This window comes from Microcoleus sp. Pol10D4, from assembly GCF_036701555.1.
GTDB lineage: Bacteria > Cyanobacteriota > Cyanobacteriia > Cyanobacteriales > Microcoleaceae > Microcoleus.
On sequence record NZ_JAUBRA010000095.1, the window covers coordinates 1 to 18,442 of the forward strand.

Sequence of the window (18,442 nt, forward strand, 5' to 3'; positions counted from 1 at the left end):
CCTAACACATCTCTTGATGAAGTTATTCGTGCTTATTGTGCATAAAGAGTGTCTCATACTTATTTGAAATGACTATACAATAATTAAAGTTAGTATAATTCCGACTTCTGCAATCGGATTCCTTGGCATCGAAGGATAATTGGCATCTATCTTGTATTTTTCGATTTCTATTAAAGCTTCTATAGGGTTTTTAAGTTTACCATTTTTATAATTTTGCTCAATTAATTTTAATTTATTTAACTCCTGGGATTTGCTAGAGGGTAAAGCGATAATAATCAATGCAAATAACGACACCATCATAGCCAACAATAAATTAATAAACTTATCCGGGGTATAGATACGAAAACGTTTGATTTTCTTGATTCTTTCATCTAGTATAGATGTAACCCTGAACACCCACTCTCCATCATTACCTATAACTGTGTAAGATATAGATGCTGAACCATATTTTTCTAAATCAAGATTGATAAATTGCAATCTAACATCATACAAAAATGGATTATTATCATCAGTAAATCTAATTCCCAGGTATGTTATTGCTAAAGAGTCAATATTCTCTTGCGCCATAATTGTATCAAGGGAATTTGGTTCTGATATCGAACCATTTCTATATTTAATTTCATAAGACATCTTTATATTTACAGTAGAACCAAGGTGTCTCTCGAATTGATCAATTATTAATTGATGAATTCTTCTTAACTCTGGCTCGGTCAAAACAAATCCTGTGTTATAACTTCTTTGAATTTGTGTTTTCATTTTTCGTATTCTAATTAAATGCCTTGCGAATATTTGACTCTGACAACTATATATATAATTCCTGCTATAGTGTACGCGATAACGCCACCAGTGGCAAGTCCGTTAGTGCTTGCCCGTTTCGCATCGCGCTAATTGTTGGGTGCGTCTCGAAAATCTTCAATACCTTGACCTCAAACCGCTAGTAGTATGCCTCATCGATCGTGAATTAGAGAATCTCCCACACAGACAATACAGCCGTACCTTGCGGGGTGGGACCCGATCGCCCAAAACCCCTTCTATACTACACATATGCTACACTAACATAGTAGCTCGTGTCCCCGCAGGAGGTTCCCTCATGGCAAATGCCAATATTCCTCAAAATTTCAACTTAATCATACCCGCAGGAACCCAAATTGTCACCAGAATTGAGGTCAAAAACCCGGCCAGTGACCAATCTTGGAAACCGGGATTAGTAGGTGTCATCGTTCAATCGCCTACGGACAATTCCCACGCATATTTAGTCAAACTCCCAGACGGAACACAAGTTAGTCTGCGACGGCACGAACTCAGTATCCGCAAGCAGTTTCAGAGCGAAGGATTGCAGTCAGGAGGAGATTTTCTTGCAGAATACAACCTCTATGATTCTGTAATTTACCGCTGCATTGTTGGTTCCAGAGCTTATGGTCTTGATAACGAGCAATCCGATACAGACAGACGCGGAATTTACCTGCCGCCGGCAATACTTCATTGGTCGCTTTACGGCATTCCAGAACAATTGGAAAACAAGGAAAATCAGGAATGCTATTGGGAACTGCAAAAATTTCTAGTTTTGGCACTAAAAGCTAATCCAAATGTGCTAGAATGTTTGTACACCCCTTTAGTAGAAACTGTTTCTCCTGTAGCACAAGAATTGCTGGAAATTCGGGAAATGTTTCTTTCTCAATTGGTTTATCAAACTTACAATAGCTACGTTTTGTCTCAATTTAAAAAAATGGAGCAAGACCTCCGCAATACTGGGGAAATTCGTTGGAAGCACGCGATGCACTTAATTCGCTTGTTGCTGTCAGGAATTACTGTCCTCAAGGAAGGGTTTGTACCCGTTCGCGTGCAGGATTATCGATCGCAACTTTTATCTATCCGCAACCAAGAAATATCCTGGGATGAGGTGAATCGCTGGCGGTTGAGTTTGCATGGTGAGTTCGATCGCGCTTTTGCTGCAACTTCCTTACCGGAACGTCCTAATTACGAGAAAGCGAACCTGTTTTTGATTAAATCTCGTAGAGGTGCGATCGAAATCGGATCTTGAAATCGCTTCTTGTGAAACAAAGCCCGCCTGCATGGACTGGAAGAAATGACAGAATACATCTCGAATCTCGCCCAAATTATCTCCGTTCAACCTTACCCGCTGCTGTTTGCGACTGTCAGCGGTTCGCACTTATACGGCTTTCCTTCCGCAGATTCTGACTTCGACTTGCGGGGAGTACACATTTTGCCGCTACCGAAAGTAATTGGACTGATTTCGGGACAAGAAACAATAGAAGTTTCTGAGGTTCGGGAGGGAATGCAACTCGATTTAGTAACTCACGACATCAAGAAATTTTTTGAGTTGCTGTTGAAGCGCAACGGCTACGTGCTAGAACAACTGTATTCGCCGCTGATAGTTTACAGTACAAAAGAACACGAGGAATTAAAAGATATCGCCTCTAATTGCATCACCAAGCATCACAGCCACCACTATCTCGGTTTTGCTCACAATCAGTGGAAATTGTTTGAGAAAGAACAGCCGCGTCGGGTTAAGCCGCTGCTGTATGTTTACCGGGTGTTGCTGACAGGGATTCATTTGATGCAAACTGGGGAAGTTGAGGCAAATTTGGTAAAACTAAATGAAAAATTCCAGTTGTCGTACATTCCCGATTTGATTGCTAGAAAGCTGGGCGGGGAGGAAAAATCGGTGCTGGAAGATGCTGAGATCGAGTTTTATCGACAAGAGCGCGTTCGACTGGTTAATATATTGGTAGATGCAAGTAGTACAAGTCATTTGCAGTCAAATTCTGATGCAAAGGTTGCTCTTAGCGATTTTCTGGTAAAGGTGAGGATGTCATCTGTGAACTAAGCTGTTCCACGTTTAATTAGTCTTTAGTGTAGCAAGCGCCCTACATATTAGTCGTTTGGTGCGCCGAAAATCGCAGCACCTCCAGTCCAGCACGCATCAGTACGAAAGAAACCGGGTTTTTTATCGACATTAAACACCAGAATACAGTATTTTCGGCGCTCAAACCCGGTTTCAAGTGATTTACCTTGATCTCGTGTTTGCTGGTTCGCTCATGGCAGGTAGGCCGATATTTTGATGCTCGGTAACTTGTGTATTTTTTCCTGGGATGTAAATATTCCAACTTACGCCACCTAAATATGTCTTGATATATGAAATCAAGGCGTGGATAAATACAACGATGCCCAGCATTTCTAAAAACTCTTCAAGGGTCGTTACTATCACGTAGGATACATTCTCCTGTCCAGTTGTAGAAGATACGTATCCCCCTAGCATTTCCACCCCGATTGCTCCTCCAATATAAAGAGCAGTTGCTGCAACAAACAATTTTTTTGTAGAAACAGGGAGGTGCAACACAAACTTACTGTAGGAGAAGAGAAATATCGCTACCAGAAAACCGATCGGCACAATCCAAGTAAAGTAAAAAACTCCTGTGGCATTTAGCAGGCCTCGCATCGGGTCAATCAACTTTTCGTGTAAACTCCCAGCTTCATCTAAAGATAGAAATAAAAATATGAATGATAAAATTTTCCAGTGATTCTTGTAGTGATCGCTATCCAAATTTTTCGCATAGGCGATCACACCCAGCAAGAGAGAACTAAACAGTAGTGCCAAACATGAGTATAAGGTTGGAATGTTCTTCTCGACATCAAGGTTGAATGCCTTTGTAAAGAAGCCTGCCAACTTGGCATCTGGGAAAAAGTGCAGGGTTATCAGACTTAAGGAAGATAGTACCACTAGAGAGGACACCACTCGAAGCAAAAATTGGGTTACAGCCCCAGGAGCTAGAGGAATTTGGAATTTCATGTTATCTTAACCGTTATCTTAAGCTTTGTTTAAGGGAAGCTTATCAAAAAAAAAAAAAAAATCGGTCTACCCAAAGACAGAGAAGATTCCTCCTGGTGAAGACCCTCTTTTTGTAACCGTAGGATTACCGTAGGGTTAAAGAATTTAACAGACCTCGATCGCCCTTAGTTTTATCGTGACTATATAATAAAAAATATTTACAGAGAAGTAAATTCTATCTCTCCCAAAATGAAGCTGAAACCATTACTAGGGTTGAGTCTAGTTCTAAAGTCGCTCAATCTCAGCGAGAAAAACTCGGCCTTCGGAAGCCGAGATTCCTCTGTAGCGAGGATTTCTGTAATCAAAGAGGATTACTGATCAATCGAGAGTGACAACTAGGAGGTGAAATACCAGGCCAGTCGAGTGATTCGCCGCCATTTGTTAACCTAGACTCCCTCCAGCGAGCTCAAAATATCTCCTTGTCAAAGTTAATTAGCTTTCCGTCAATTGCTTATTTCCGAAGTTTTTGCTGATTTACTTATTTTTCGTACCTGCGCGGCGTGTAAACCCAAACCTCTCCATATTTGCGGGGAATAATCCGAGTTTGACTCGAACCGACAATCACTAAAGTTCTCATGTCAGCGTCTTCCGGCTGGAATTCGCCGAGGGTGCAAACCCGCACAGATTGACCGGGCCGGCCGAGGTTTCGCCCTAGTACGACGGGGGTTTTAGCATCGCGACTTTGCAACAAAATCTCGATCGCCCTGGAGAGTTGCCAAATCCGCTGTTTCGAGATCGGATTGTAAAATGCGATCGCAAAATCTGCGATCGCAGCAGCCGAAATCCGCTGTTCAATGACCTCCCAGGGCTTGAGAATATCCGAAAGGGAAATCACGCAAAAATCGTGTCCGAGGGGTGCTCCGATCGCAGCAGCGGCTGCCTGCATGGCTGAAATGCCCGGTGCTACCCGAATATCGATGCCTTGCCATTCGGGTTTGGCATCAAAGTCGATCGCCTCAAACACCGCCGCCGCCATCGCAAAAATACCCGGATCTCCCGACGAAACCACGGCTACAGATTTACCGGATGCTGCTAAATCTAAGGCAAAACGCGCGCGATCGATCTCTTCGCGGTTGTCGGAATCGTGCCGCTGCTGGCCTTCCCGCAGGGTTCCAGCTAAGTCGAGATAAAATTTGTAACCCACCCAATCCGTGGCTTCGCGCAGAATTTCCTTAACCTCCGGGGACATCCAGGGCGCGCCTCCGGGCCCGGTACCGACGATCGCCAGTTTGCCGCGACTAATTCCGATCGCGCTAGCATTTATGGGTTCGGGGGCCAGGGCGATCGCGCAATTGACTGCGTTTGGGCGATCGGACTCAATTAAGTGACTGTTTGCACCGGCTGCTGTCAGGGCAATTTGTGCGGCCTTATTTTCGATAAATTCAATTGAGTCTAATTCGACAAGTTCTGATAGATTGAAAAAGCGGAGGGGGACTTTAAAATATTGTGAAACTGCTTCAAGTGCCGGATTTCCCATCTCATCTTTTAATGCAAAAAATCCAGCAACAGAAGCTGGTGCTAAACCTGCATTTTCCAAGACTTGCTGGACAAATGAAACCGCTATTTCCGGCTCAATATTCGATAGCTTTGTGAGTGCAACTGCCACAATTTGCGGATGGTAAACTAAACAATCGGGCGTTGGCGCAATTGCTTTTTCGGTGACGCGGATAGTCAATTTTGCGTCGGGGGCGATCCTCTTCGAGGGCGTCGCTAACGGCAAATTGCTCTCGGAAAGCCAGCTTGCAGCCCCTTCTAGGCGTACTTTTGCCCCGGCCAGCAAATTTGAAATAAAAGTCTTCGCGTCCTCTGGATTCGCCAAATAATAGCCTTGGGGAGGACTCAGTAGCGCGGTGCGAAACCGGATATCTCCGGTGGTAGTAATTGCAGGTTTTACGCCGAGGGCGGCTGCAATCTCTCTGGCCAAATCATTAACGCCGTGCAAACCGCCCAACAGCGGTACGACGGCGCTTCCGTCTTCTGCGACGGCTAAAACTGGCGGTTCGGCGCGTTTGTCTGACAGCAGCGGGGCGAGGGTGCGGATGATTATTCCGGCAGCGCAGATAGCGATTATGGGGGTTTCTGTTGCAAACAATTCCCGCAATGTTTCGCCGAAGTTGCTAAAGTTGATGTCTGTGTTGGAAGTGCGATCGATTAAACCGTAAATCTGGGAACCGGGGAAATGTGCGGAGATTTTTTTGGCGATCGGCAGGCTATTTTGACCTAAGATAACAATTGCGGGAGGAACTCGATTCACGGTTTTAAATATGGCTGTGTTTGGATTGGTTGGATTATTTTAATCGGTGCTTACTTTAATAAGACATAGTTGATTAACCGCGAAGGCGCGAAGTAAGAGAAAGCAGAAGTTTATCTGTTTTGTTTTGTCTGTCAGTGGCACAGGCATCTTGCCTGTGCATTTCTGCGATTAGTTTATCATTAAAAGAAGCAAATATTTCGAGGTTGGGCTGTGAAACGCATTGTCTTAATTGCAGGGTTTGAATCTTTTAATGCCGATTTGTACCGGAAAGCTGCCGAGTTGGCTGTTTCTGGGTGTCAGGGATTGGAAGTGCGGGTTTTTAGCGATCGCGCCCTCGCAGACGAACCGGACGCTGTAGCGGCTGCCCTCTTGAATGCTGATGTGTTTTTCGGGAGTTTGCTGTTTGATTACGATGCGGTAATGTGGCTGCGTCCAAGGGTGCAAAATATTCCCATTCGCCTGGTTTTTGAGTCGGCTTTGGAATTGATGAGTCTTACTCAAATCGGTGCTTTTAAAATTGGCGACAAACCGAAGGGAATGCCGAAGCCTGTTAAGTTTATTCTGGATAAGTTCAGCAATGGGCGAGAAGAAGATAAGCTGGCTGGTTATATCAGCTTTTTGAAGGTTGGACCGAAGTTATTAAAGTATGTGCCGGTGCAAAAAGTGCAGGATTTGCGAAACTGGCTGATTATTTATGGTTACTGGAATGCGGGCGGTGCGGATAATGTTGTCTCGATGTTTTGGATTATTTCCGAAAAGTATTTGGGGCTGAAGGTTGCAGAAATTCCGCCGCCTGTTGAAACTCCCAATATGGGTTTATTGCATCCTGATTATAATGGTTATTTTGAATCGCCTCGGCAATATTTGGATTGGTATCTCGCTAATCAAACCAGTAGGGTGCGTCGCTATGAAGAATCTGCAAATCCGGTCGAAAATCTCTCCGCGACGCACCCTACAAGGGGCGGGCAAGGTGCCCACCCCACAAAATTTGAGACCAATTGGTTTCAAAAATTGGAGGTAGAAAAATCCCCTGTTGTGGGAATTTTGCTTTACCGCAAGCACGTTATCACCAAGCAGCCTTATATTCCTCAATTGATTCGCTATTTTGAAGATGCGGGAATTGTGCCTTTGCCGATTTTTATCAATGGCGTTGAAGGTCATGTGGCGGTGCGGGATTGGATGACGACTGCTGATGAAACTGCGCGCCGAAAACAAGGCAATATTGAAACTCTTTCGCTTTCTAAAGATGCTGTGGAAGTTGATGCGATTGTTTCTACTATTGGCTTTCCTTTGGTTGGCGGGCCTGCTGGTTCGATGGAAGGTGGGCGTCAGGTGGAAGTTGCTAAGCGCATTTTAACTGCTAAAAATGTACCTTATTTTGTGTCCGCACCTCTGCTGATTCAGGATATCCATTCTTGGACTCGTCAGGGGATTGGGGGTTTGCAAAGTGTGGTATTGTATGCTTTGCCTGAGTTGGATGGCGCGATCGATCCTGTTCCCCTGGGCGGTTTGGTGGGTGAGGATATTTATCTGGTGCCCGATCGCGCGAAACGCCTGACAAGTAGAATTAACAATTGGGTAAAATTGCGCCAAACTCCGCCATCTGAAAGGAAAATTGCGATTATTCTCTACGGGTTTCCTCCCGGTTACGGGGCGGCGGGTACGGCTGCTTTATTAAATGTACCGAAATCGCTGCTAAATTTCCTCCACAAACTTCAAGCTGCAGGTTATACAGTTGGAGAAATTCCGGCTGACGGGGAGGAGTTAATTCGCAGGGTGAAAGAGGCGGATGATGCTGCAACCGCAGATGGGGGCGGATTAACGGGGATGAACGCAGATGGGAGGGGAGGGTTTGGCAATACTGTTAATGTCAAAAAGCTGGAGAAGTGGCTGGGGTATTTGTCAACAAGTCGTATTGAAAAACAGTGGAAATCTTTAACGGGTACGGGCATTAAGACAGACGGCGACGAGTTCCAAATCGGTGGTATTCAACTGGGGAATGTTTGGATAGGTTTGCAGCCGCCGCTGGGAATTTCGGGCGATCCGATGCGCTTAATGTTCGATCGCGATTTGACGCCTCACCCTCAATACGCTGCTTTTTACAAGTGGCTGCAAAATGATTTGCAAGCTGATGCTGTGGTTCACTTCGGAATGCACGGCACTGTTGAATGGTTGCCAGGTTCTCCTCTGGGAAATACTGGCTATTCTTGGTCGGATATTCTTTTGGGAAGTTTGCCGAATCTTTATATCTATGCTGCCAACAATCCCTCGGAATCGATGTTGGCAAAACGCCGCGGTTATGGTGTTTTGATTTCTCACAACGTGCCGCCCTACGGCCGCGCGGGCTTGTACAAGGAATTGATGGCTTTGCGGGATTTGATTGCCGAATATCGGGAAGATACGGCGAAAAATTATGTGCTGAAAGAGGCTATTTGTAAGAAGATTTTAGATAGCGGTTTGGAGGCTGATTGTCCGTTTGATGAGGCTCGCAAGTTGGGGATTGCTTTTAGTTTTGAAAATGTGGGAATGTTCAGTGCTGATGCTTTTAACCGCTATTTGGTGAAGCTTTACGAGTATTTGCAGGTGGTGGAATCTCGCTTGTTTTCTTCGGGTTTGCACGTTCTTGGTGAACCGCCTAATTCTGAGGAAATGACCTCTTATCTTGAGGCTTATTTTGGGGAGAGGTTATCACAGGAACAGGTGAAAAAACTGGTTTTTGAAGAAAATGAACCGCAGAGGCGCAGAGGGCGCAGAGAGGAAGAGAAAGAGGGGTTGGATGGGGTTTTTGAGGAGGGTTTGTTGGTGCGGGATTTGTTGTTGCAAACTTCGGATGAGTTGACTAATCTTTTGCGGGGTTTGAATGGGGAATATATTCTGCCGGCACCGGGTGGGGATTTGTTGCGGGATGGGGCTGGGGTGTTGCCAACTGGCAGGAATATTCACGCTTTAGACCCTTATCGGATGCCTTCTCCGGCTGCTTATGAAAGGGGGCGCGAAATTGCTCGGAAAATTATTGATAAGCACCTTGAGGAACAGGGGAATTATCCTGAGACTGTGGCGGTGATGTTGTGGGGTTTGGATGCGATTAAAACGCGGGGCGAATCTATTGGAATTCTGCTAGAATTGGTGGGGGCTGAACCTCTTAAAGAAGGTACTGGACGGATTGTTCGCTATGAATTAAAACCGTTAGCTGATGTCGGTCATCCCCGGATTGATGTGTTGGGAAATCTTTCGGGGATTTTCCGTGATAGCTTTGTGAATATTATTGAATTGTTGGATGATTTGTTCGTGCGGGCGGCGGATGCTGATGAACCGGAATCGGAGAATTTTATTCGCAAACACGCTTTAATTTTGCAAGCAAAAGGTGTGCAGAATTATTCGGCACGGTTGTTTTCTAATCCGGCTGGGGATTTTGGTTCTTTGGTTAACGATAGGGTTGTTGATGGTAGTTGGGAATCGGGGGATGAGTTGGGGAAAACTTGGGAAAGTCGCAATGTTTTTAGCTACGGGAGGAAGGATAAGGGGGAAGCGAGGCCGGAGGTTCTGACTCAGTTGTTGCAAGGGTGCGATCGCATAATTCAAGAAATTGATTCTGTGGAATACGGTTTGACTGATATTCAAGAGTATTATGCGAATACTGGCGGTTTGAAGAAAGCCGCAGAAAAGCAGCGCGGCAAAAAGGTTAACACGAGTTTTGTAGAAAGTTTTTCTCAGGATACCACTCCGCGCAATTTAGAAGATTTGCTGCGCTTGGAATATCGAACTAAGTTGCTAAATCCTAAGTGGGCTAACGCGATGGCAAATCAAGGTTCTGGCGGCGCTTATGAAATTTCGCAGCGCATGACGGCGTTAATTGGTTGGGGTGGAACGGCTGATTTTACTGATAGTTGGGTTTACGATCAGGCTGCTGATACTTATGCTTTGGATGAAGAGATGGCGCAGAAGTTGCGGGAGGCAAATCCTGAAGCTTTTCGCAATATTGTCGGCAGAATGTTGGAGGCTAACGGGCGGGGTTTTTGGCTGCCGGATGCGGATAAGTTGCAGCAGTTGCGCGAGTTGTACGAGTTAACAGATGAGAAAATTGAAGGGGTAACAGTGTAGTTTTTTTAGCTAACTGTTCCTAGGCTCTGCCTGGGAACCGATATCCAGAGGCTCTGCCTCGCCAGCTTCCATGAAAATTGGAGGCAGAGCCTCCGGATCTGCGTTACCAGGCAGAGCCTGGTAACGAGTAGATGAGTAGAATTGGAGATTAAATACCTCGATCGCCCTGCGGTTTTGCTACAGGAACTGACGGTTTCTTATTGGGAGAATTAAAAGCTCGATCGACCATATCTCCAAAGGGAACAAACTGCGGTGCAGACGATGGACCTCTGCTGGTTCTCAACGTTGTAACGGGCCCGCTGCCGTCTTGGGCAAAATTAATCAATCTCGTTAAAGCTTCACCGGGATTTTTAGCATTGCGCTTGTCTAGGGTGAACAGCAGATTTTGAGAGTTGCAGCGCCCCCGTCCGTTCACGTAACAAACTACTGGCAAGTTATTAAGAGTTCCTGTTGTTAACTGCAAATTGCTCAATTTTCCGCCATTCTGGGCAACAGCTTTGGTCAATCTATTGGAAACAATTTGACAGCGCTGCCAAGGTGTATATTCGCGGCCGAACTCGGTAGATTGCCACAGAATCATCGGATCTGTCGTGACATTTCCCCGCCGCGCAATTGTGGCAATATTACGACCGGAAGTAACGCACTGAAATGTTGTTCTAGTGTTATTCCAGTTGCTGGCTGGACCTGCTTGCACTTGGCTTGCAAAGGCGACAGTACCGGCGAAAACTAAAGCGGATGCTAATAAGGGTGCAGTCAATTTCATAATAACTCCCGCCACTAAGGCAGCTAAATTTATGTAGGAAGTCATAGTTGTAGGGACAGGGCAGTGTCCCTACCTATTCAAATTCCGCTGGTTGACTGTCGCACCCGGATATTTTTCAAATATTAAATTAGGTTAGTTGCACCTCATATCTGTAGGTACATGGCACTGCCGTGTCCTTCTTTCCAAACTTGGGAACGCGGCTTTAGGGAGACGGCAGTCCCGTGTCCTTGTTTCAAAACTTCCAGGCCACTGCGGCACAAGTTTCCTAGATAGTCTTTTTAGCTACATTCTGCAAAGCCAGGAGAGTCAACAATGGTAAGTAAAACTACAAGGACAGCTCCGAAATTGGCTGGCAAATAACTTTTTATGAAACCTCGAATCATTGTTTGCGGGTTGGGCCACACGGGACACAAGATTTTTTGTTTGTTGAGACAGCAAGGAGCGATTGTGGTTGGTATTAGCGATCGCCCAATTCGCGGCGAAACTTCTGATGTGGTTGTCGGTAATTTGCAAGCAGCTTCTACCTTGTTGGCAGCAGGCATTCAAAATGCTCACACTTTAGTAATTGCAGCAGACGATGATGCTGTGAATTTGGCAATTTTGATGCAAGCGAGGATTCTCAATCCTCAGATTCGTACCATTAACAGATTGTTTAATACTAGCTTGGGCGACAGAATTGACCACACTTTGCCCGAACACACTTCCATGAGCGTTTCATCATTAGCGGCTCCGGTTTTTGCCTTTGCGGCTCTCGGAAATCAGGCGATCGGACAGTTACGTTTGTTCGATCGCACTTGGCCGATTCACGAAGAATATATCGATGAAACACATCCTTGGAAAAATCGCAAACTCAGCGATTTGTGGGACGATCGATCGCGAATGTTGATTTATTATCTCCCGGCTGCTAACAAAACTGATTTAGTATCGGCGGTGCTTGCCGATCGGCAGTGTCAGCAGGGCGATCGGCTAATTGTTGCCACTCAGCCGACTATCCACAGTCCCCAAACAACTTTAATCCCAAAACTGCTCAAAACATTAACTAGGCTGCACAGATTTCAGCAGCACAGCCAAGCAGCAGTAATTGTTGTACTGACGCTGCTGTCAATGATTGCTGTTGCTACTGCCACCTATATTTGTGTTGACAAGCATATCTCAATTGTCGATTCTCTTTATTTTTCAGTAGGGATGATTACCGGAGCCGGAGGCTATGAAAAAGTGGCCGAACAAGCTCCTGAAAGCATTAAACTATTTACAGTTGTCATGATGTTAGTTGGAGCCGGCATCATCGGCATCTGCTACGCGCTGCTCAACGATTATGTATTGGGAACTCGCTTTACCGAATATTGGGATGTGGCGCGAGTGCCGCAGCGCAATCATTATATTATCTGCGGACTCGGAGGAATGGGTATCCAAATTGCTAAAGAACTACACACTAACGGTTACGATATTGTGGTGATCGAGCAAGATCCGAACAGTCGATTTCTGAGCACGGCTCGCTCAATGAAAATTCCGCTCATTCAGGGAAGTGCCAGTTTGCCCGCAACTCTGGAAGCTGCTAATGTTAAGCAAGCGGCAGCACTTTTGGCTGTTACTAGCAGCGATATGTCTAATGTTGAAATTGCCTTGAGTGCTAAAGGATTGGCACCCAAACTATCGGTTATTGTCCGCAATCAAGACCCACATTTTGCTTTGATGGTGCAGCAAGTTTTTGAGTTTGAAGGAGTTTTGAACCCGACGGAATTGGCGGCTCCTGCTTTTGCGGCGGCGGCAATTGGAGGCCGAATTTTGGGAAATGGAATGACTGCTGACAGTCTCTGGGTTTGCTTGGCCACATTGATTACGCCAAACCATCCTTTCTGCGGCCAGCGCATTCAAGATGCTGCTAAGTCTGCTGATTTTGTGCCTCTTTATGTGGAAACTAAGTGTCAAACTCTCCACGGCTGGGATTTGCTGAATTGTTGTCTGAGTGCGGGGGATGTTTTGTATTTGACGATGCCGGCGAATCGGTTGGATCTACTGTGGAGAACGACCTCGGAATTAATTAAAACTTAATGGTTTTACGCCGTAATTTATGTTGCCGATCGCTCAATTGCAACTGCAAACCTGATAAAATGGGTTCTGTCTAGTAAATAAGACTTACGACTAATCCTCTGAAATCCGGTTTCTTAGGGCAAGTTCTAGTATAAATAACCAACAGAGTCTCAATTAGTTGCGATATAGAATGAGAAAATTTTTAGGATTAGTTGTGTTTGGGATGATCGTGGCGATCGCCTCTGTAGCTGTCGCCGCTCAACCTTTGTTTCTCGCTTATCCTCCCGCTAACCACAAAACTACAGCCGATCGCATCTTTTTAATCGGTACAGCGCCCGCACCGGGACAAGTGTTAGTAAATGGCAACCAAATTTCGCGCACCGCATCCGGGCATTTCGCCCCGACTTTTCCGCTGCAACTCGGCGAAAATGTCTTTACATTGCGTTACGACAATCAGGAAGTCAAAATTAAGGTGACGCGCGAGTCGAATCAGCCGGTAGCCCCTGTAGGATTGGCTTTTGCTAAAGATTCCCTGACGCCGAAAGTCGATGTCGCGAGTTTGCCGGGGGAATATATTTGCTTTGGGGCGATCGCACCTGCGAATGCTCAAGTTTCGGTAAAATTGGCGGGAGTTACTATTCCTTTAAAAGCGCGATCGCAAGTCGAACTACCCGACAACGCATCTGTACTTTTAGACGCAAATTCCCCGATCAAAAAAGGCGGCAGCCAACAGTATCAAGGCTGCGGTAAAACCCCTGAGAACGCCCTCTCATCTAAGGGAGAAACAGTTGATTTAGGCGTGCCATCGTTTGAACTAACAATGAACGATCAAACTATCAGCCAACAAGGTACTGGCAAGATTTCTATTCTTTCTCCGGTTGACTTAGAAATAGCCGAAGTAACAGCAGATCCTGGTGTTGCCAGAACCGGGGCGAGTACAGATTTTTCTCGGATGACACCGCTGCCGAAGGGAACGCGAGCAACAATTATTGGGCGCGAGGGAGAATGGCTCAGACTCGATTACGGTGCTTGGATTAAAGCATCGGAAGTGCGAATTGTCAAGGATTCAGTGCCGCCGCGATCGATTATTCGCAGCGCCAGTTCGCGTCAAGTTTCCGGCTGGACAGAGGTGTTATTTCCCTTAGAAACACCCGTCCCCGTCACCGTGCAGGAAGGAGAACGCACTTTCACTTTAACCCTGTACAATACTACCGCTCAAACTGATATTATTCGCCTCTCTGATGACCCAGTAATTTTGCGTTTGGAATGGCAACAAATCTCGCCACTGCAAGTACAATATACTTTTAATCTCAAATCTGCCCAGCAGTGGGGATATAAATTGAGATACGAGGGCACCACTTTAGTGTTGTCTTTAAAAAACCCGCCTGCGAATACAAGCATGACGCCTGTGTCGCAAGCAAAACCCTTGTCGGGAATTAAGATTCTCATCGATCCGGGACACGGCGGGCCGGAGGATGGAGGTGCTGTGAGTCCCGTGGGAATTAGGGAAAAAACAGTAGCTTTAACGGTGTCGAAATTGGTGCAAGAGGAATTGGTAAATCGGGGCGCGAATGTGGTAATGACGCGGGTAGAAGATGTCGATTTGGATTTGCCACCCAGGGTGGAAATGATTCAAAAAGAAGAACCTGCGATCGCAATTTCAATTCACTACAATGCTTTGCCAGATAACGGCGATGCCATTAAGACTAAAGGCGTCGGCGCTTTCTGGTTTCACCCGCAAGCGCACAGTTTGGCAATGTTTTTGCACAATTATTTAGTTGCCAAGTTGAACCGTCCGAGTTATGGTGTATTCTGGAACAACTTAGCCATGACTCGTCCTGCCGTTGCTCCATCTGTTTTAATGGAATTGGGATTTATGATCAATCCCGAAGAGTTTGAATGGATTGTCAATCCGACAGAACAGAAGAAGTTAGCCGAGGCGATCGCTCAAGGTGTTACCGAATGGTTTGCCTCGGTCAAATAATAGTTAGTAGTAAGGACTGAAGTCATTCTCAAAAAATTATAATCGGGACTTCAGTTCAGTCCATACCAGGAAATGAAATAATGCTAATTTTTACTCAATCAAAAGCCTTTTTTATTGCAGCCGTCGTTGCAAGTCTTAGCTTCTCACTTTACAGTTTTCCTGTTTTCGGAAATCAGCAAAGCCTGGCTCCCGCAAAAGCCGAAGCTTTAAAAAAGCAAACTCAATGCTCGTTTATTACAGGTGAAGGTGGCGCTGTTAACATTCGCAAGGGCCCAGGCAATAAGTACCCGGTTGTAGCTAAACTCAAAAGAGGAGACGGAGTTAGGGCTGTCAGCAGACAAGGTAATTGGGTGAAAATTGCGGCCAGATTTTCTGGTAATCCTCCTAATGAAACTTTTACAATCCTTGACGGTTGGGTGAACAATCAATTTATTAATGGCTGTTCCGAAGACCAATTTGAGAGGTGGCGGCAATAGGGGATTTCGTAGATACTGTCTTGACCTGTCAAGGGGTAGCAGTCAAATAATTGGGGTCGAAAGGCTTTTGGGATTTTAAAATCCCAAAAGCCAAATGCACCAGTTTCCTCATCAGCGCACCAATCACCTGCATTTTGACCTTTCCACGACCCAATAATCGTTCACTCATAGCTTTGAGTAACGGGTTATGACGCATCGCCACTACCGCAGGCATATATAATGCCTTTCGCAGTCGGACATTGCCAGTGCAGGACAAACGAGTTTTGCCCTTAACCGAAGTCCCAGAAGTGCGTTCGCTGGGAGTTAAACCGGCATAGGCTGCTAATTGACGAGCATTATCGTAATCAGAAACCTCACCAATTTCAGCTAATAATACAGAAGCTGTTAAATCACCAATGCCAGGAATTGAGGTCAACAGCTCACGCTGTTGTTTTAAATGTGGATGTTGGTCAAAATGGTCACTAATCAGTTTTTTGATCAGTTGTTGTTGCTCTCTTAGATACTCTAAGTGTGCCAGGGTAAGGCCAGCAACAGTTGGCGTAGCTGTTTCCAAACGGTTTTGTTCGCTCGTCATCATTTCTGTGACTGATTCTAGCCGTCGCAACAAAGCTTGTAATTCCTTGACTTCGGGCGCGGTTGGTGTCCACAGAGATGGTTTCATCGCCGCACAAAAACGAGCAATCAGTGCTGCATCTACGGAGTCGGTTTTAGTTCGCAGAAGTTCGCTTTTAGCAAACCCTTTAATCCGGGCCGGATTGACGATACTTACCTGAAACCCAGCCCCATAGAGGAATTCGGCTAAAGCTTCCCCGTAAATGCTAGTAGCTTCCATACAAGCATGGATAGCGACTACACTTTGTTGTTTGAGCCAGTTATGTAAACTCTCAAACCCTTGAGTATTGTTAGTAAACTTTTTGGGTTTAGTCGCACGGCTTTCAGTCAGCAATGAGACATAAAAGTCTTTTTTACTGATGTCTATGCCTAAGACTGTTGATGTCATTTTTGGCTCCCAATATACTCCGATTTATGAAAGAACCGACAGGCAATTGAAGACTAACGAGAGTCAATGCAGGCTTTCCCGACGATGCCGAGAGCCTAAGATACTGTCCAGTTTGTGTGCGCCTGTCATCAGTAATGGGAGCTTATCTACACAACAGACTTGCGAAAGTCTAAGGGGCGGGCCAACTTCACCGATTTCTGATGTCCGATCACAACACTTTCTGCTGAAACTTGCACCAAGGCGCTACATTTTTCTTGTTTCTTTAGATTTACCCCTACTTGATAGAGCGATCACCTATTTGATGAAGCGATCGCCTGCTTGACGGAGCGATCGCCTGCTTGACGGTACGATCGCTACACCAACTCTTTTAACTGGAGTTTAGACTAAAAAACGATCGCATCTAAAAGTACCTGCCTTTCAACACCGGGCAAGTTATTGCTCAACAATTCCAAATAGAGGAGATTAAACAACTAATCTTGAGGACTTTTTGCGTCGAGAGACTCGTTTTTTGACAGTGGGATATCGTGGTGCCGATATCCGTACCTTTCCTGTTTCCCAACCAGGAGATTTTCCCCTCGGTTTAGGTAGTTTCGTCGGAGTACCAATGTCAACTAAAATCGATAACATTGATTGGGCAACACGTCCAGGAGTTAAATCGATCGTAGCAGATTGCCAAGGCAGTCGATTTTCTTTAACTAAATCCCTAGCCAGCCAGAGTTGCCAACTCATCAAGGGCATTAAATCACTCCACCGCTCACATTGAGAGGGAGTTCTCAGGTTAGGCAATGTCCAATGTAATCTTTGCTTGGCAAACCGATACCAATGATCCACTCCAAAACGTCGTAAATACTTAAACCAAACTATTTCTAAAGGTAGAGTTCGTTTTCCCACCCAAGCCAACCACAAGGGTGGAAACGGCTGACCGTTTGACATGGGATTGAGTCTTAAGGGTGAGAATTAAATTGACAGGATGTTCAGGGGCGCGATAAAAATGTAAGTCAAGCCATTGACGGACTCGGACTTGTCCCAACTGTGGATGAGAGTCAATTTCGATCGCAGTATCCACTTTGAGCCATGTGGTTGGGTCATTGAGTCTCATTTTGGACCCGTGTTTTCGCGGTCTACCGCGACCACTATAGGCTGGTGGTGCTGACCAAAAACAAGCATTCTTTCGGACTCTCATTAAGCAATCAGCTTGAATATCTGCTTGCGCTAATACCCAAGTTGCATTGCCATATTCTCGGTCTAAGACTGCTAATATTGGGTTGACGCTTTGTTCGCAAACAAGTTTGAGTTGGGAAGCTGCTTGAAGTATGGGTGAAGACCCACTACTAATTCTTTCATGGAGTAGGGGTAATGCCCAACTTCCTTGTTCTTCAGGTATCCACGCAATTGTACTATATCCCTGTCCAACAATGCAGCCTTTCTGATATTCATGGGTTCTGTCTTTTAATGTTTGAGCGTCAGGTCTCGCCCATGCAGTGTGGTCAATTGCCACTAATATATGTTCTGTTCTAGGTACTTGCTGCTGTAATTGCTCTTGATACAGCATCATCAGTTTTTTCCGGTCTGGTCTACAGTCTTGTAAGGCTTCATAGACGCTTGACCATTGACGATTGAATAGCGGACTGAGCGAAAATTCCGCCAAACAAGCCGCATTCCTGGTTGTCATTACTGCATCCATCAGCTCGAATGTTGCATCTTTCGCCAGCACTAATAACTCGTATGCTGCTTGACGAAAGTCTTTTAATCGTTCACTGTTCATTAAGGGAGTGGATAGGTTTTCTTTTCACCCTTATTCTCTCCCAGCGCGGTGGCTCTAGTTCTTCTGAAGCCACCTTTCTCATCTTTATTTAGTCTAAACTACAGTAAAGTTGATTCGATATCAGTTACAATTCGGCAAATAGTTGATTCAGATACTCCCCAACTTGTCCCAATATGAAAATATGTTCGATATTCTCGCCAATATTCCAAGGCGACTAA

The 18,442-nt window shown here is 45.5% G+C and carries 13 protein-coding genes and 1 pseudogene; 6 read left to right on the forward strand and 8 right to left on the reverse strand.

The window, feature by feature from the left end:
• Positions 1-72: 72 nt before the first annotated feature.
• On the reverse strand, positions 73-756 hold the full coding sequence (locus QUA36_RS28650; protein ID WP_333458026.1) for a hypothetical protein: 684 nt from the start codon (positions 754-756) through the stop codon (positions 73-75).
• 334 nt (positions 757-1,090) lie between these two features.
• Between QUA36_RS28650 and QUA36_RS28655 the strand changes: the two genes are divergently transcribed.
• Positions 1,091-2,041, forward strand: coding sequence for a DNA polymerase beta superfamily protein (locus QUA36_RS28655; RefSeq protein WP_333459867.1), 951 nt, complete (start codon positions 1,091-1,093; stop codon positions 2,039-2,041).
• Between the two features lie 45 nt (positions 2,042-2,086).
• Entirely contained in the window at positions 2,087-2,848 is a 762-nt protein-coding gene (locus tag QUA36_RS28660) for a DNA polymerase beta superfamily protein (RefSeq protein ID WP_333459868.1), read from the forward strand.
• A gap of 180 nt (positions 2,849-3,028) precedes the next feature.
• On the opposite strand, the gene QUA36_RS28665 is transcribed toward QUA36_RS28660, so the two are convergent.
• On the reverse strand, positions 3,029-3,811 hold the full coding sequence (locus QUA36_RS28665; RefSeq protein ID WP_333459869.1) for a hypothetical protein: 783 nt from the start codon (positions 3,809-3,811) through the stop codon (positions 3,029-3,031).
• A 517-nt stretch (positions 3,812-4,328) separates the two neighbouring features.
• Positions 4,329-6,104, reverse strand: a complete 1,776-nt coding sequence (gene cobJ, locus QUA36_RS28670; RefSeq protein WP_333459870.1) for a precorrin-3B C(17)-methyltransferase — start codon at positions 6,102-6,104, stop codon at positions 4,329-4,331.
• Positions 6,105-6,314: 210 nt separating this feature from the next.
• Here cobJ and bchH point away from each other — a divergent pair, with 210 nt between their 5' ends.
• On the forward strand, positions 6,315-10,205 hold the full coding sequence (bchH, locus tag QUA36_RS28675; protein WP_333459871.1) for a magnesium chelatase subunit H: 3,891 nt from the start codon (positions 6,315-6,317) through the stop codon (positions 10,203-10,205).
• A 148-nt stretch (positions 10,206-10,353) separates the two neighbouring features.
• Here bchH and QUA36_RS28680 read toward each other — a convergent pair whose 3' ends face one another.
• Complete coding sequence (locus QUA36_RS28680) at positions 10,354-11,013, reverse strand: COP23 domain-containing protein (protein ID WP_333459872.1); 660 nt, start codon at positions 11,011-11,013, stop codon at positions 10,354-10,356.
• A 321-nt stretch (positions 11,014-11,334) separates the two neighbouring features.
• On the opposite strand from QUA36_RS28680, the gene QUA36_RS28685 reads away from it, so the two are divergent.
• The 3 genes from QUA36_RS28685 to QUA36_RS28695 all read left to right on the forward strand — a co-directional run bounded on the left by QUA36_RS28685 (position 11,335) and on the right by QUA36_RS28695 (position 15,459).
• The gene (locus QUA36_RS28685; RefSeq protein WP_333161523.1) at positions 11,335-13,020 is read left to right on the forward strand and encodes an NAD-binding protein; all 1,686 of its coding nucleotides are present in this window, start codon (positions 11,335-11,337) and stop codon (positions 13,018-13,020) included.
• Positions 13,021-13,189: 169 nt separating this feature from the next.
• Entirely contained in the window at positions 13,190-14,983 is a 1,794-nt protein-coding gene (locus QUA36_RS28690; RefSeq protein WP_333459873.1) for an N-acetylmuramoyl-L-alanine amidase, read from the forward strand.
• 80 nt (positions 14,984-15,063) lie between these two features.
• Entirely contained in the window at positions 15,064-15,459 is a 396-nt protein-coding gene (locus tag QUA36_RS28695; RefSeq protein ID WP_333459874.1) for an SH3 domain-containing protein, read from the forward strand.
• Positions 15,460-15,487: 28 nt separating this feature from the next.
• Here the strand turns inward: QUA36_RS28695 and QUA36_RS28700 are convergent, their stop codons facing one another.
• The 4 genes and pseudogenes from QUA36_RS28700 to QUA36_RS28715 form a co-directional block, all read right to left on the reverse strand.
• Positions 15,488-16,459, reverse strand: a complete 972-nt coding sequence (locus QUA36_RS28700; RefSeq protein WP_333161517.1) for an IS110 family transposase — start codon at positions 16,457-16,459, stop codon at positions 15,488-15,490.
• A 462-nt stretch (positions 16,460-16,921) separates the two neighbouring features.
• Complete coding sequence (locus QUA36_RS28705; protein WP_333459875.1) at positions 16,922-17,197, reverse strand: hypothetical protein; 276 nt, start codon at positions 17,195-17,197, stop codon at positions 16,922-16,924.
• A 112-nt stretch (positions 17,198-17,309) separates the two neighbouring features.
• Positions 17,310-18,224 carry a transposase gene (locus tag QUA36_RS28710; RefSeq protein ID WP_333459876.1) on the reverse strand — a complete coding sequence of 305 codons (915 nt, stop codon included), beginning with the start codon at positions 18,222-18,224 and terminating at the stop codon, positions 17,310-17,312.
• Between the two features lie 101 nt (positions 18,225-18,325).
• Positions 18,326-18,442: pseudogene (locus QUA36_RS28715) on the reverse strand (helix-turn-helix domain-containing protein); the annotation flags it as partial.